Genomic DNA, 14,907 nt, shown 5'->3' on the forward strand with positions numbered 1-14,907 from the left:
TGGTTGCCAAGTGGCAAAGATTTTGGCAGTAGATGATGAAAAAGATATATTGATCCTCATACAAAATATTTTGCGCCGAGATGAGCACCAAGTTCATACGCTCGATCAGGTGCCGATGGACAATCTCAGCGTTTTTGAAGGCTATGATTTGATTTTGCTTGATGTCATGATGCCGGAAGCGGACGGTTTTGATCTGTGCGGGAAAATCCGCCCGATTGTAGACTGTCCGATTCTGTTTCTCACAGCTAAGACGGAGGAAGAAGCCATTGTGAAAGGCCTTATGACAGGAGGAGACGATTATATTACCAAGCCGATTGGCGTTCTTGAACTGAGCGCCAGAGTAAACGCCCATTTAAGAAGAGAACAGAGAGAAAAACACCAGACAAAACGGCTGATTTCCGGCTTTTTATTTCACTTTGACAGCAAGGAAGTCTGGATTAACGGACAAAAATTACATTTAACAAAAAATGAATATAAAATATGTGAGCTATTGGCTGTACATAAAGGGCGCATTTTTACAAGAGAAGAAATTTATGATCAGGTGTATGGGCTGGATGGAGATGCCATGCATTCCACGATAACCGAATTTATCAGAACGATTCGAAAAAAATGCAAAGAATATGATGCAGACCCCATTAAAACGGTATGGGGTGTTGGATACAAATGGGAATAGACAAAAAGAAAAAGACGCTTCGCAAAGAACTGATCAAATATATGATGACTTTGTCCTTCAGCTTAGCCGCCGTCACAGCGCTGTATGTTGCCGTCAATACGCTGGGAATGAATGCCGGCTTATTTTACCCGGCCAACTACTATGAACACGAAGCTGAAAAGCTGAAGCCCATGCTTCAATCAGCGGAACGAATAGAGGAAGACATGATCCCGGATGCGATGAAATATGCCGTTCTTGATAAAAAATCAAAGCAAAAAAAGGCGGGGAACATAAAGGAAACCGAGCTGTCTCTCGTGCGGAAAAAAATAGACAACAAGCCGTATGTCAATTATAAGCAAAAAGGATACATGATCATTGATAGAAAAGACGAATATTGTGTATTGGAGTACTCCGTTCGGGCTGAATTCCGTTCTTCTTTTCTGAGGAAGCATTTTCCGAATTATGAGATGACAAGTTTATGCATCATGGTGATCCTTCTTATTGCCGTTATTTTTATCGTGACGACTCTCTTTGCCAATCGCTTAAAAAAACATTTTGAAACATTGAACACAATGGCAAAACAAATCAAGCAGCAGAACCTACATTTCACACCGGAGTTTTCAAATATCAAAGAATTTGATCATGTGATTGAATCGCTCATCGATATGAGGGATGCCCTGCAAGCGTCTCTACAGGCGCAATGGCACTTAGAGAAAACAAAGAAGGAACAAATCGGGGCCCTGGCCCACGATATTAAAATTCCCATGACCATTATTAAAGGAAATGCCGAATTGCTGAGTCTGTCGCCGCACAATCAAGATCAGTCCGATTATATAAAATATATTCTTGCTGCGGGAGATAAAATCGACCAGTACATTGACCAATTAATTCATCTGTCTAAAGCAGAGGAGACATTGCATATCAAGCTCAAAAAAGCAAAGGTGAAAGACCTGGTTGAAAGCGTGCTGAATGATGCGGAGGCGTACATAGGGGGCAAAAACATTGAAATCGAATTAAAAGCACGGAATCTGGAAGGGCAAAAAGCGGCAATCGACCGCAGCCTTCTTCACCGGGCGCTGATGAATATTCTTTCGAACGCCGTAGACTGCACGCCTGAAGGCGGGAAGATTGATTTCGAAGCCGCCTGTACAAACGATACGCTCATATTTACGATAACAGACAGCGGAAAAGGCTTTTCTCCGGAAGGGCTAAAAAAAGCAGCCCAGCTTTTCTACATGGAGGATAAAGGCCGGACTTCCAATGGACATTACGGCATGGGCCTAACCTTTGCACTGAGCGTTGCCAAGCTTCACCAGGGCGATTTAACGATTCAAAATGCGGAAACAGGGGGCGGCCAAGTCAGCATAACCATGCCATTGGTTCAAGATTAAGCGCTTTTTTTGAAAACGCTGTTCAGTTGTTAAACCTTCCGGATGCTCGGAAGGTTTTTCTACGCTTTCTGAAGTTCCTGCTTGAGCCATTGATAAAGTCTTGCACCCGCCTGTTTCAGCGGATAGGCGGACGATTTGCAAAGGATGCCGAACGTCACGCTGATCGGGTTGTCCTGAATCAGGCGGACGGCTGTTTTAGGGGGAGGAGGAGAGATGATGCTTTTGGGAATAAGGGCGATACCGAGCCCTGCCGCTACATAGTTTTTTAAAGCGGTCATACTGCCGATTTCCATTGTATTCATTTGGCTTCCCGGCAGCTCCTGAAAAGCGATTTCGATTTTTTTACGGTATGTGCAGTTGTTGGCCGTGATCAGCAGGCGATGATCCCTGATATCCTGCAGATTGATGAACTCATTTGTTCCGGCGGGATATCCTTCAGGAATCAGCACCGCCAGTTCTTCGCTATAAAGCGGCTCAAAGTAGAGGTCTGTCCCCATGGCCGGCGTTGAACAGACGGCAAGGTCGAGCTCTCCTTGAATAAGCCGTTCCGCCAAGACTTGCGAGTTTGCAATATCGACGGAAACCCGTACTTTTGGATAATCTGTCAAAAACCTCCCCAACATCTCCGGCAATTGGCAGCTCGCAATCGGTTCCACCGCTCCTAACCGAATATTCCCCGCTTCTCCAATCAGTAAATCCGCCATGTTGTTTTGAAGATGATCCATATCTTTGACAATGTGTCTGCTTTCTTCAAAAAAGAGCCTGCCGGCTTCAGTCAGCCGGAATGTTTTTCCCCGCTCAAGCAAACGTATGCCAAGATCTGCTTCAAGTTTTTTGATCTGCATCGTAACGGTGGACTGGGCGTAGTTCAATTCTTCGGCCGCCCGGTTAAAACTCCCGCAGGCCACGATTTTATGAAATGTTTTTAACGTTTTCAGATCCATCATGATCACTCTCGATTCAATAAAATTGAATTTATCATTCAGATGATTCAATTATACAAATCAAAGTCGCGAAAGTACAATAAAGTTATGAAGAAAGGAAGTGAATATATGCCGTTCGTCCATGTTTATTATCGAGAAGGTCTATTGAATAATGAGGAATTAAAAAAGGTGAGCAATAGTATTCATCATTCATTAATTGAGCATTTTAAAATTCCGGAAGATGATTATTTTCACATGTGTTTACCCTACCCATCTAATCAATTTTTTTTCGATCCGAATTATCTTTTAGAAGGGGAGAAAAAGAGATCAGATAAAATGATCCATGTTTCCATTACATGTGCGCCAGGAAGAACAATCAATCAGAAAAGGAATTTGTATCAATCCATCTCGGAAGCTTTTTATCATCATTTAAACATCTCTACAACTGATATTTTTATTACATTAAACGAGTCATTTGCTGAAAACTGGTCATTTGGTCAAGGAATAGCACAAATGGTGAATACGGAGGAGGAAAAAGATTAGTGAATGACCGCATCGAATCCAATATACCAAAGAAAATGAGAGATATTGCTCCCGATTTTGTTGATTACGGAGAAAACATATTGTTCGAAAAAGTATGGAGAGATCCTGCTTTAACATCAAAAGAAAGAAGTTTATGTACTCTATCTGCTCTGATTAGTATGGGCAATACTGAACAACTGCCATTTCATTTACAATTAGCTGAAAAGAATGGAATCAACGAAAAGGAAATGACTGCTTTGATTACACATATGGCCTTCTACGCTGGATGGCCTAAAGCAGCTGCAGCGCTAAATGTAATCATGAGTAAAAAATGACGATATGATCTCTTTTTAAAGCCATCTCACGCTAATAAAAGTAATCATATTGATAGAAAAAAGAGGTGCAGAACCTATGTTTAAAAATAAAGTGGTATTGGTAACCGGTGGTGCAACAGGAATTGGGAGTGCAACCTGTATAAAGCTGTCTTCTCTAGGAGCTAATGTGGTTGTAAACTATTCAAAGTCACTTCAAGAAGCACAGAATACGTACGATCAATTATCAAATTCCGGGCTGTTGTATCAGGCAGATATTAGTGATGAGCGTCAAGTAAACGAAATGATTCTGACTTGTATTCAAAAGTTTGGAAAGTTAGATTACCTCGTTAACAATGTTGGGATTACGCATCAATTGGCGATGGATGATTTTGATGGAGCCACTGATGAAATCTGGGATAAACTTTGGCATGTAAATGTGAAAGGAACATTTTACTGTATTAAGGCAGCAGCACCTTATTTAAAAAAAGGAGAAGATTCAGCAATTGTTAATGTTGGAAGTGTAGCAGGCATAACCGGGTTAGGTTCCTCCGTCCCATATGCAGTGACAAAATCAGCTGTTCATGGATTGACAAAATCGCTTGCGTTTTCACTAGCACCAGACATAAGAATTAATAGTATTGCTCCCGGTGCTGTTGATACAAGATGGTGGAAAGGAAATGAAGAAAAAATGAACGCCCTGGCTGGAAATATTCTATTGAAAAGAATTTCCACACCTGAGGACATTGCTGAAACCATTTGTTATACACTTCTTCAAAAGTCACTAACAGGACAAATCATAACGGTAGACAATGGTCAAACGATGTAGAATTCGATTCCCTTTTTATTGATAACTGAGGATTCAAATTCTCGGCAGTATCGCCGGGCAGACAGGCGCGGTTCTTCGCTTCCGTATGCTGTGTCTAAAGCGGCGGTCCACGGGCTGACGAAATCGTTGGCACATGCGCTTGCCCCGGAAATCAGAGTATGCAGTGTGGCTCCCGGTGCGGTTGCGACAAGATGGCGGGAAGGCCGAGAAGAAAAAATGAAGCAGCTCAAGCCAACAACTCCCGCTCAGATAGCAGTGCCGGAAGATATCGGGCTGATCTGCGACATTTTGGAACAAGAAGCGCTCACAGGCCAGACAGACATCATCATTCTTTTTTTCTATTCCTATATGAGACGATTTACCTTATGATGAATCATATAGATGAGAAAAAGAGGGAAGACTTTATGAGACGTATTCAATCTTTAGAAGCAATTGAGCAGGTGAAAAACGGAGATTTGCGTGTTTTGCGGGAGGCAGAATGGTTGAAATATCTGTTTTTGACCGAGGAGCAGAATGTGAATTTGGAACGGGTCTCGTCCTTGGAAAAGATGCCGCCCCGCCCCGTTCTTCTTTATGTTGAAAAGACGCTTCGCATTCTAGAGCAAACCGATATCCCGAAGCGGGAGAAAGACATCATCGAAGAGGTTCTTATTTGGAGTGAGGCCGCTAAATGCGGGCAGCCGCATAAACGAAAGGAATGGCGCGAGAAAGGGTTTCAGCTGGAGATTCACAATATAGGCTCGGCGCAAATTTACGCTGAGCGGAATCGTCCATTTGCGCCTGACCGGGAAGATGTTGAGGAGCTCGTATACGTGTTGATTTTGACGCACGGCCTTGTCGGACAGTACATTCGCGGGGAAACAAGATACCGGCAATTCGCGCCTTTGATCGACTGGATTGCTGCAGCTAAACCGTTGGACATCGATATCAGACGGGTTCTGTCCGTCCTGAACAAATGTATTATTGCGGGTGTGTCCTTTGAGCTCTGGGAATCGATTGAGCATGATGTGAACGATGTCATCGCTCGTATTGCCGGAGGAGAGCGGGACAAGGATCTGCCGTTTGCGGAAAGGCTGAAAAAACTGCGACGGCAGGCGATCAATGCGGGAGAAGACAGCAGCCTTTATCAGCCGTTTCTGAAGGAGCACTCGGCCGAAGACGCGCTGCGGCGTTTCTTAGAAAAAACGGACTTGTGGTATGTGGAATCTGCGCTTTCCTCATTCAGTTTCGAAGAGTTTGTCAAAATCTTTCTGCTCACCCTTCGTTCGGCAAATCCTTTATCCGTCAAGCACATCAGCTTTGAACCGTTGATGAAAGATATCTACAGGGATTATCAGGGTGTACGGCATCCAAATATTTATAAGAAACGCATGATTGAAGCGTATTTGAAGGAGCTGTCCATCAAGGGTTTGCTGAATGGGAAGCTGCCCGCCAACGAACATGTTTCCTTAACCGTCAAGACCTTTGATCATGCTTCTGAAATTGTCGGCGTGTTTTTTTCTTTTTCAAAAGCGGGCACTAAGCTGATCGAATTTTGCCAGGAAGCGGAGAAGTCACCATTGTATGAACGTGCGATCGTGCTGCTGTATGACTTCTTCGAGTTTCGCCGGGATTCATTTGACCGCCTCCAAAATGAACAGACTTATTTGTCTGATATGAATCGTGCGGAAGATTATAAAAAGAAGATTGCCGATTATGCCGTAGGGGAGAAGATGCTTGATATCGGGGCCGGCGGAGGCGTGATGCTTGACTTGCTGACCGAGCACCACCCGGAAGCTGAAGTCATCGGAATCGATCTGTCGGTCAATGTGATAGAAGAGCTGCAAAAAAGAAAAGTGCGGGAGCATAAACCGTGGCAGGTCAAACAAGCAGATGCATTGGATTTGCCGGAGTACATCGAAAAAGAAAGTGTCGACACGATCGTTTTTTCATCGATTTTGCATGAAATGTTTTCATATATCCCTTATGAAGGCAGAAAATTTAATCAGCGGGTCATTGCTAAAGCTTTAAGAAGCTCCTTTGACGTGCTGAAGCCTGGCGGCAGAATCATTATCAGAGACGGCATCATGACGGAAGCCAAGGATGATACGCGCCGGATTCGCTTTAAAGACCCGCGCGGAATCGATTTTTTAAAAAGGTATGTCCGTGATTTTAAGGGACGCAGCGTGCAGATTCTCAAGTTGGAGAACGACGTGGCGACGCTGTATGTCAACGATGCGATGGAATTTCTCTATACATATACCTGGGGGGAAGAAGCATACCCCCATGAAGTGCAGGAGCAATTCGGCTATTTTACCCCTTCAGAGTTTCAAGCGTGTATTGAGAAAGAGCTTGGCGATCGCGCCAATATCCTCGTGTTCGAGCATTATGTGCAGGAAGGGTATGAAGAGCATCTTTCTCCTAAAATTGAATTGACCGACAGGCATGGCGCTCCTGTTTCTTTGCCTGACAGCACCTGTTTTATTGTCGTTGAGAAAAGATAGCAGAAAAAAAGCACCTTTTTGAAAGGTGCTTTTTTGCGTTAGTTTTTAAAGAAGTTGCCGAAGTAGTCTTCAGCCGTGTAATCATTAAGGTCAAGCTGCCATTTGCCGTCTTTTGTTTTGTTCATTTTGACTTCAACGGTTTTTTCGCTTGAAGCAGTTTCTAATTTTTTAAGTTCTTCCACCATGGCGTCGATGGTAGGGCTGATCAGTTCATCGCGGGAGATATAATCCTTCCCGCTGTTTTTGACGTATTCTTCCATTCTCTTTTGAACCCTTTTTTCGAGGTCTGAGCTGTCGATCGGTGTGATTGTTGCTTCAACTGTCGCCTCGTCACTTGAAATCGTTTTTGTAACCGCTTTGACTTTTGCTTTGTCCTGATAGGCGTTTTGAATGGCGCTGATCAGTTTGTTCAATTTCTTTTTATCGACTTGATCTTCATCATAGATGCCCATATTCTCGATAAGCGATTTTTGCCCGCCTTCAAGATAATCAGTAACGATTTCGCGTTTGTTTTCACCCGTCAATTTTTCGAAGTTCTCGTTATCCTTGCCGAAAAGTGTGATATCTGTATAAGCGAGCAAGGCTTTGGCCGGATCGTCAAGCTTTTTGGCCGTATCTAAAATGTCGCTGCTGCCGCCGTCGATTGTGAATTCAATCGGCTCGACTTTTTCGTCGCCATAGACTTCAGGTGTGTATTCAAGCTGGTATTTTTCGCCTTTATCAACCTGGTAGTAAAGGTACCCTTCGGTTGATTTATCCGGGTTTAGCGAGGCGGATGAAAGCCTTTCATTATCAGTATACATTGACACATCGGACACTTTAGAGTCGTTCTGGTAAAGACTGAACGACCTCTTGTTGACGTTCAATGGTTTATCACTTGTATTTTTTACGGATACTTTTACTTTTAAAATAAGTTCGCCTTCACCTAGTTTTGTTGTTGAGTCCTCAGGCAGTGTATATTCTGAGCTGACGACTTTAACCTCTGCATTGTCCGCTTTTTTTGTATCTTCTTTTTCACCGCTTGCGCTTTTATTGCCTCCGCAAGCTGCTGACACGACGGCTACGATCATCAAAAGCATCATCAGAAAAAACTTTTTGCTTCGCATGGTCTGTCTCCTTTTTTTTATTAATTTTTTCAAGTGTTATGTAAATGAAAAGAAAATGGCGGATTAGGGATAAAGCCCTTTTTTCGGGATGAATTTGATTAAAGTCCCGATCCTTTCATTTATCTAACAGTGAAAATTTGATTATAAATCTTTCTTTTTCCTTAGTTTCTTAAAAAAAACAGAAACAACATCACTCATTTTAAGGTTTAAAGAATCATTGATAAATAGGTTGTAAATCCTAATTTCGGCCAATGTTTTGCAAGATTAGACATGATTTCAATCTCCTGATGGTATAAAGAGACTAAAACTTAAGGATTACCTTGAAGTACATTTAATTGAAATCAAACCATTTTTAAAAAAACAGGAATGTGTCTTCTTAAGCGGAAAACATAAGAAATTATGGGATTGGGAAGCCGGAAAACAGAAGGTGAACTCCAATTTGCTGCAAGTGAGTCGATAGTCCCGTTTTCGGGTTTCCTTAACGGAAGCTTAAAATTTAGTGGATCAATCGGTGTGGATGGGGTTGGCACGGTTTTTTAACAGTGATGAATAGGGGGAAAGGCCGCATCGCCGGCGGCCAGCTTAAAACGGAAAACGCTCTTCACTTAATGCCGATCATCATGGCGATAATAATGGCTGCAGCGCCGATGATAAACCAGCCAGCGATCAGTTTCCAGACAAATTTGACCCAGCGTTCATAAGGAATGCCGGCAATCGCAAGCGAAGCCATCAATACACCCGATGTCGGAATGATGGAATTGGTTATGCCGTCTCCATATTGATAAGCAAGCACGGCGATTTGCCGTTCAAATCCCAAAAGATCTGCCAGGGGCGCCATAAGAGGCATTGTTGTGGCAGCTTGGCCGCTTCCGGACGGAATAAATGTATTAATGGCGACTTGGACGATAAACATACCGACGGCGCTGATTTCATTTGGAAGTGTGCTGATGGCAGAAGCGAGGCTGTTGATCATCGTATCAATGATGCGGCCATCTTCCAATACAACGACGATGGCTCGGGCAAATCCGACGATCAACGCTCCGTAAACAACCTGTTTCATCCCGTCAACAAACGAATCGAAGGTCTTGTTGATGGTGAGTCCGCCGGCAAGACCGGAAGCGAGTCCGATAATTAGAAACCCGGCCGACAGCTCACTTAAAAACCAGCCCCATTGAAACACACCGAATATATTGATCGCAAAGCCGAATGCAACGATGAGAAAAACGAGGCCGTGCCGCGGTGTGAAGGAAATATGAGAATGCGCCGCCGCCGCTTCTTCACGCATCTCGGCAGCGGTTCCATACATCAGTCCGTGTTGCGGATTTGCTTTGACTTTTTGCGCATATGTCATGACGTAATAAATGGCGTATCCAAGCATGGCCGTATAAACAACGAGTCTGTAGCCGACGGCGCTGAAAATGGGTACTTCGGCAATCGTCTGCGCGATTCCGACAGTGAAAGGGTTGAGCATGCCGCCGGTAAATCCGGCTGCAGCCCCGAGGGAGATCATCGCCAGGCCTGTCATTGAATCATAGCCGAGCGCTCGTGCAACCGCGATGCCGATCGGAACAAAGATGATCGTCTCTTCAGATAAACCGATGGTAGCGCCGCCAAGCGAAAAGGCGAACATGATCGCCGGGATTAGCAGGGCGCCCCGCTTCTTCAGGCGCTGCACCAAACAATTGACTCCGGCGTTGATCATCCCTGTCTGGTGAATGATGCCGAAAGCGCCACCGATCAAAAAGATGTAAAAAATGATGTCCGCCGATTGCATCATGCCTTCGGGAACGGCTTTAAACAAATCAAACATACCGACGGGGTCGGCGTCTTTCTGCTCGTAACTTCCCTGAACGATCACCGTTCGGCCGTCTTCTTCAACCCGTTCAAATTGACCGGCAGGAATCAGGTAAGAAGCGACAGCGGCCAGAATCATGATCAGAAAAATCAACGCATATGTGTGTGGAAAGCGACATGTTGTTTTCTTCGGGGCGTCATTGCTCATTCGGCAAATCTCCTTTATAATGTATTAATATACAAAGTTTTATATATTTAAACATTTTTAATATATGAGAATCGATTTGTCAATCCCCTGGAATTTTATATGGAGAAGGGAGAACAGCGCGTGAAAAAACAAATTGAGAAAGAAATCGAACATATCCGTGAAGAGCTGCTGCATATCAGCCAGTATATTGGCAACAACCCCGAACTGGGTCATGAGGAATTCAAAGCTGCAACGCTCTTGACCGAGGAGCTCAAAAAGCACGATTTTAAAGTGCAATTAGGAACAGCAGGTCTTGCCACCGCATTTACAGCCGAATATGACAGCGGCCGGCCCGGCCCTTCCATCGGGTTTATGGCGGAATATGATGCGCTTCCCGGCCTGGGCCATGCCTGCGGCCACAATTTGATCGGGACAATGGCTGTTGGCGCCGCCATCGGCGTCAGCAAAGTGATGAATTCGTGCGGCGGCAAAGTGTATGTATACGGAACGCCTGCAGAAGAAACAAAAGGCGGAAAAGTCACCATGGCGGAACAAGGGATTTTCGACCACCTGGATGCCGCCATGATGGTGCACCCATATTGCAGACATGAAAAAAGCGGGACATCGCTGGCGATGGATGCCATTCAATTTGAGTTTTTCGGAAAGGCATCACATGCAGCAGGAGCTCCGCATGAAGGTATCAATGCCCTGGATGCCGTGATTCAGACATTCAACGGTATAAATGCGCTCAGACAGCATATCCTGCCTGACGCGCGGATTCACGGCATCATTCCCGAGGGAGGAAAAGCGGCGAATGTCGTGCCGGATTATGCAGTCGCACAATTTTACGTCAGGGGAGCCGAACGCTCCTATGTCAATGAACTGCTGGAAAAAGTGAAAAACTGTGCGAAAGCTGCTGCGCTCGCGACAGGGGCCCGGCTTGAAACCTCTTTTTACGAATTGTCTTATGACGATATGAAAACAAATGAAACGTTATCAGACATTTTTACAAAAAACATGATCGAATTAGGCGTTGAGCCCGATTCCATTTATGAAAAAGCGGATGGAGGGGGATCGATTGACATGGGGAATGTCAGCCAGATCACACCATCGATTCATCCATATGTGCAAATTTGCGATGAACCATTTGCCTGCCATACACCGGAGTTTCGCGAAGCAGCGATGAGCAGCAAAGGATTTGAAGGATTGATGCTCGGCGCAAAGTCATTGGCGTTAACCGCCTATGATCTTTTGACCAATGCAGAGCTTTTGAACAAAGTGAATGAAGAATTCAAGCTGTTAAAATAAGGATGGAAGAGGAAAACGATGTTTTCCTCTCTTTTTTTGGACTGAAAGTCAGTGAAGAAAATCTAACGAATAAATAGACAGAAAATGATGAAAATTTAAACTGGTATGAAAGGGATGGAGTCAGAGAAAATACAAATACATAAGCTACATACGAAGAAGCAGGGGGAGATCTAAAATGATGATGAAACGGCGAATGTTGTTTATTGTTATAGGCTTATTGCTGATGATGACCGGGTGCTCCGGTGCAAATGAGTCTTTAAATGAAACAAAAGCTGAAGCGAAAACGGGAACAAAGACAGTCAGCACAGGTCAAAAAAATAAAGATTTGCCCAATATCAAAATCCTGGCTACAGGTGGAACGATTGCGGGCGCGGATAAGTCGAAAACATCGACAACCAATTATAAAGCGGGGGCACTCGGGATTGATACGTTGATCGAAGCCGTTCCGGAGATGCAGGATCTCGCCAATATCAGCGGCGAACAGATCGCCAATATCGGCAGTCAAAATATGACCAACGACATTTTGCTGAAGTTGAGCAAGCGTGTCGGGAAGCTGCTGGCTTCTGACGATATCGACGGGATTGTCATCACGCACGGCACAGATACACTTGAAGAAACGGCCTATTTTTTAAACCTTGTCATCAAAAGCGATAAACCGGTCGTCGTTGTCGGATCTATGAGGCCATCAACAGCGATCGGAGCGGATGGACCTGCGAATCTTTACAACGCCGTAAAAGTAGCGGCGAGCGAGAAGGCGAACGGGAAAGGAACGCTGATCGTCATGAATGACCGCATCGGAGCCGCGAGGTATGTAACAAAAACAAACACAACGGCTCCTGATACATTTAAGTCGGAGGAAATGGGCTTTCTCGGCAACATTGCCGACGACATCTATTTTCATAATGAAGTGACGAAAAAGCATACGACGGAAACAGACTTTGATATTTCAAAAATCGATAAGCTTCCTCAAGTCGACATTATTTACGGCTATCAAAACGACGGGCGCTTTTTGTTCGATGCCGCTGTCAAAGCGGGGGCGAAAGGCATCGTCTATGCGGGAAGCGGAAACGGCTCGATTTCCGATGAAGCGAAAAAAGGCGCGACAGCGGCTGTGAAAAAAGGAGCGGCCGTCGTCCGCTCGAGCCGCACCGGGAGCGGAGTCGTAACACCGAATCCGGATCTGGAAAAGAAACAGCTGTTGTCCTCCAATTCGTTGAACCCGGAAAAATCCCGGATTTTACTGATGCTTGCTCTGACCAAAACAGATGACCCTGAAAAAATCCAGAACTATTTTAATGAGTATTAGAAAGCTGCCGGTGATTCGGCGGCTTTTATAAATCCTGCGATAACCGGATCATATCGATGCATTGAATGCCATTTTCATAAATGGGTTCTGAATAATGCCTGATAAAAAAATCCCGGTCTATCCCTGTGATTCTGAACCCGCATTTTTGATAGAGAGCCAGCTGTCCGATGCTTGAATTTCCGGTGCCGATTTCCATCGTTTTAAACCCTTCTGATTTTGCCGTTTTTAGCGCATGCATGATCAGCTGTTTTCCGATTCCCTTTCCCTGCATCTCCTCTTTGACTGCAATATTGACCAATTCGGCCGTTTCCGGCCTTGTCGCCAGCAGGATATAAACCCCGGCTATTTCCCGGTTGATTTCAGCAGTGAAACATTGCCCTCTTTCGGCATAGTCTTTGACCAGTTTTTCCGACGGATCTGCCGACAGCAGCAAATCCATCGGCAGCGTGTTTTCACGTGAAAGCTTTTGAATGATCATTTCTCTTTCCCCCTATCTGAAACAATTGAAATCCTTCAGGGTCTCGTGCAAAATAAACATTAGCGAACCCAAAGGAGAGGTGCAGATATGAATATATCTGAATATATGGCGTATGACGCCGTAGGCTTATCTAAGCTTATCAAAAAAAAGGAAGTCACAGCAGCCGAATTAACCGACATCGCCTTTGCCCGCCTGGAGCAAGTCAATCCGGGAATCAATGCGGTCGTGCGGACGAGAAAAGACCGGGTCATGCATGAAAGCGAACAGCTTGATGTTTCCAGGCAGCCGTTCGCCGGTGTGCCCATTCTCTTAAAAGATATTTCCCAAGCGATAAAAGGAGAGCCGCTGACAGCCGGGGCGAAGCTGCTCAAGTCCTATACCGCAAAGCGCGATTCGAATTTTGTCGCAACCTTGCGCGAGGCAGGGTTTTTATTTCTCGGGCACACGAATACACCTGAATACGGGTTGAAAAATATTTCTGAACCTGAGCTGTACGGGCCGACGCGGAATCCGTGGAATACCGCTTATTCGCCGGGAGGATCAAGCGGCGGCTCGGCAGCGGCGGTGGCGGCGGGAATCGTGCCCGTGGCTGGAGCGAGTGATGGGGGAGGCTCCATTCGGATTCCGGCTTCTTTTACGGGGCTGTTCGGTCTGAAACCGACCCGCGGCAGAACGCCTGTCGGCCCTGGAGCCGGTCGTCAGTGGCAGGGTGCGTCGATTGATTTTGTTCTGTCACGGACTGTCAGAGACAGCGCGGCACTGCTGGACATTCTGCAAACGATCCAGCCGGAAGCTGCTTTTCAAACGCCTTTATTTCCCGGACGATATGCCGATGATCTGCAAAAAGGGACACAGCGCCCTTTGAAAATCGCTTTTTCTGTGGAAAGTCCCGTAGGAACGCCTGTCAGCGATGAGGCCAAGCGCGCTGTTTATCACACCGTGAAATGGCTTGAAGCTGAAGGGCATCATGTTGAGGAACAGACGAACGGAGTCGACGGGCTCCGCTTAATAGAAAACTACTATTTGATGAACAGCGGTGAAATCTCGGCAATGGTTTTAGGAATGGAAAAAACGCTCGGACGGCCGATCACGGCACAGGATGTGGAAATCGTCACATGGGTTCTGAATGAAGCCGGCAAAAAAGTGACGGCGGCGGAGTTTACCGCGAGCTTAGCTTCTTGGGATAAAGCCGCCGCACAAATGGCGGCGTTTCATGAAACCTATGATGTATACGTGACCCCTGCCTCGGCCTATCCCGCGCCAAAGGTCGGCGAGCTGACCCACACGCAAAAAGAAGCGGAAGAGCTCAAGAAGGTAAGCGGCATGGAAAAAGACGAACAGCAGGCGCTTATCTATCAAATGTTTTTGAAAAGCCTGACATTTACCCCATTCACACAGCTTGCAAACTTAACCGGCCAGCCGGCGATGAGCGTGCCGGTCCATATGACAAGCGATGGGCTTCCGCTGGGGGTTCAATTTACGGCTCCGAAAGGAAAAGAGCATTGGCTGCTTCGGATCGCCTATACATTAGAGCAGTCCGATTTATGGGTTGGAATGAAAGGAAACCCGATGTTTTAGCCGGCACATCACCGCAACAAAAGAACGGACGCCTGAACA

14 protein-coding genes are annotated in these 14,907 nt (G+C 45.5%); 10 read left to right on the forward strand and 4 right to left on the reverse strand.

Annotated features, from left to right (window positions below):
* Window positions 1–10 precede the first annotated feature (10 nt).
* Window positions 11–673 carry a response regulator transcription factor gene (locus ACINLD_RS13140; RefSeq protein WP_410207032.1) on the forward strand — a complete coding sequence of 221 codons (663 nt, stop codon included), beginning with the start codon at window positions 11–13 and terminating at the stop codon, window positions 671–673.
* Entirely contained in the window at window positions 664–2,043 is a 1,380-nt protein-coding gene (locus tag ACINLD_RS13145) for a sensor histidine kinase (RefSeq protein WP_026585762.1), read from the forward strand. The genes ACINLD_RS13140 and ACINLD_RS13145 overlap by 10 nt, the downstream gene beginning before the upstream one ends.
* Before the next feature lie 59 nt (window positions 2,044–2,102).
* Here ACINLD_RS13145 and ACINLD_RS13150 read toward each other — a convergent pair whose 3' ends face one another.
* Window positions 2,103–2,987 carry a LysR family transcriptional regulator gene (locus ACINLD_RS13150; protein ID WP_026585763.1) on the reverse strand — a complete coding sequence of 295 codons (885 nt, stop codon included), beginning with the start codon at window positions 2,985–2,987 and terminating at the stop codon, window positions 2,103–2,105.
* 108 nt (window positions 2,988–3,095) lie between these two features.
* Between ACINLD_RS13150 and ACINLD_RS13155 the strand changes: the two genes are divergently transcribed.
* The 5 genes from ACINLD_RS13155 to ACINLD_RS13175 all read left to right on the forward strand — a co-directional run bounded on the left by ACINLD_RS13155 (window position 3,096) and on the right by ACINLD_RS13175 (window position 7,111).
* Entirely contained in the window at window positions 3,096–3,509 is a 414-nt protein-coding gene (locus ACINLD_RS13155; RefSeq protein ID WP_026585764.1) for a tautomerase family protein, read from the forward strand.
* Entirely contained in the window at window positions 3,509–3,823 is a 315-nt protein-coding gene (locus tag ACINLD_RS13160; RefSeq protein WP_026585765.1) for a carboxymuconolactone decarboxylase family protein, read from the forward strand. Before ACINLD_RS13155 ends, ACINLD_RS13160 begins: the two co-directional genes overlap by 1 nt.
* Before the next feature lie 76 nt (window positions 3,824–3,899).
* A complete protein-coding gene (locus ACINLD_RS13165) occupies window positions 3,900–4,628 on the forward strand; it encodes an SDR family NAD(P)-dependent oxidoreductase (RefSeq protein WP_077735771.1) in 729 nt (242 codons plus the stop codon).
* 18 nt (window positions 4,629–4,646) lie between these two features.
* A complete protein-coding gene (locus ACINLD_RS13170; RefSeq protein ID WP_372708729.1) occupies window positions 4,647–4,997 on the forward strand; it encodes an SDR family oxidoreductase in 351 nt (116 codons plus the stop codon).
* 35 nt (window positions 4,998–5,032) lie between these two features.
* Window positions 5,033–7,111 (forward strand): class I SAM-dependent methyltransferase, encoded by a 2,079-nt coding sequence (locus ACINLD_RS13175; protein ID WP_077735770.1) that lies wholly within the window; start codon window positions 5,033–5,035, stop codon window positions 7,109–7,111.
* 38 nt (window positions 7,112–7,149) lie between these two features.
* On the opposite strand, the gene ACINLD_RS13180 is transcribed toward ACINLD_RS13175, so the two are convergent.
* The gene (locus ACINLD_RS13180; RefSeq protein WP_077735769.1) at window positions 7,150–8,217 is read right to left on the reverse strand and encodes a DUF4352 domain-containing protein; all 1,068 of its coding nucleotides are present in this window, start codon (window positions 8,215–8,217) and stop codon (window positions 7,150–7,152) included.
* Window positions 8,218–8,818: 601 nt separating this feature from the next.
* Entirely contained in the window at window positions 8,819–10,219 is a 1,401-nt protein-coding gene (locus tag ACINLD_RS13185; protein WP_026585770.1) for a YfcC family protein, read from the reverse strand.
* Between the two features lie 120 nt (window positions 10,220–10,339).
* On the opposite strand from ACINLD_RS13185, the gene ACINLD_RS13190 reads away from it, so the two are divergent.
* Complete coding sequence (locus ACINLD_RS13190) at window positions 10,340–11,506, forward strand: M20 family metallopeptidase (protein ID WP_410207033.1); 1,167 nt, start codon at window positions 10,340–10,342, stop codon at window positions 11,504–11,506.
* A 175-nt stretch (window positions 11,507–11,681) separates the two neighbouring features.
* The gene (locus ACINLD_RS13195; RefSeq protein WP_372708728.1) at window positions 11,682–12,812 is read left to right on the forward strand and encodes a type II asparaginase; all 1,131 of its coding nucleotides are present in this window, start codon (window positions 11,682–11,684) and stop codon (window positions 12,810–12,812) included.
* 25 nt (window positions 12,813–12,837) lie between these two features.
* Here ACINLD_RS13195 and ACINLD_RS13200 read toward each other — a convergent pair whose 3' ends face one another.
* Complete coding sequence (locus ACINLD_RS13200; RefSeq protein ID WP_077735768.1) at window positions 12,838–13,290, reverse strand: GNAT family N-acetyltransferase; 453 nt, start codon at window positions 13,288–13,290, stop codon at window positions 12,838–12,840.
* A gap of 87 nt (window positions 13,291–13,377) precedes the next feature.
* Here ACINLD_RS13200 and ACINLD_RS13205 point away from each other — a divergent pair, with 87 nt between their 5' ends.
* Entirely contained in the window at window positions 13,378–14,868 is a 1,491-nt protein-coding gene (locus ACINLD_RS13205) for an amidase (protein WP_077735767.1), read from the forward strand.
* The last annotated feature ends 39 nt before the right edge of the window (window positions 14,869–14,907 follow it).

The sequence above is a fragment of the Bacillus sp. z60-11 genome, assembly GCF_046464135.1.
Classification (GTDB): domain Bacteria; phylum Bacillota; class Bacilli; order Bacillales; family Bacillaceae; genus Bacillus; species Bacillus sonorensis_A.

Bases quoted from the DNA above. Each gene is read 5' to 3' on its own strand.
- ACINLD_RS13145 (WP_026585762.1), top strand. From the start codon at position 664: ATGGGAATAGACAAAAAGAAAAAGACGCTTCGCAAAGAACTGATCAAA.
- ACINLD_RS13150 (WP_026585763.1), bottom strand. From the start codon at position 2,987: ATGGATCTGAAAACGTTAAAAACATTTCATAAAATCGTGGCCTGCGGG.
- ACINLD_RS13155 (WP_026585764.1), top strand. From the start codon at position 3,096: ATGCCGTTCGTCCATGTTTATTATCGAGAAGGTCTATTGAATAATGAG.
- ACINLD_RS13165 (WP_077735771.1), top strand. From the start codon at position 3,900: ATGTTTAAAAATAAAGTGGTATTGGTAACCGGTGGTGCAACAGGAATT.
- ACINLD_RS13175 (WP_077735770.1), top strand. From the start codon at position 5,033: ATGAGACGTATTCAATCTTTAGAAGCAATTGAGCAGGTGAAAAACGGA.
- ACINLD_RS13180 (WP_077735769.1), bottom strand. From the start codon at position 8,217: ATGCGAAGCAAAAAGTTTTTTCTGATGATGCTTTTGATGATCGTAGCC.
- ACINLD_RS13185 (WP_026585770.1), bottom strand. From the start codon at position 10,219: ATGAGCAATGACGCCCCGAAGAAAACAACATGTCGCTTTCCACACACA.
- ACINLD_RS13195 (WP_372708728.1), top strand. From the start codon at position 11,682: ATGATGATGAAACGGCGAATGTTGTTTATTGTTATAGGCTTATTGCTG.
- ACINLD_RS13200 (WP_077735768.1), bottom strand. From the start codon at position 13,290: ATGATCATTCAAAAGCTTTCACGTGAAAACACGCTGCCGATGGATTTG.
- ACINLD_RS13205 (WP_077735767.1), top strand. From the start codon at position 13,378: ATGAATATATCTGAATATATGGCGTATGACGCCGTAGGCTTATCTAAG.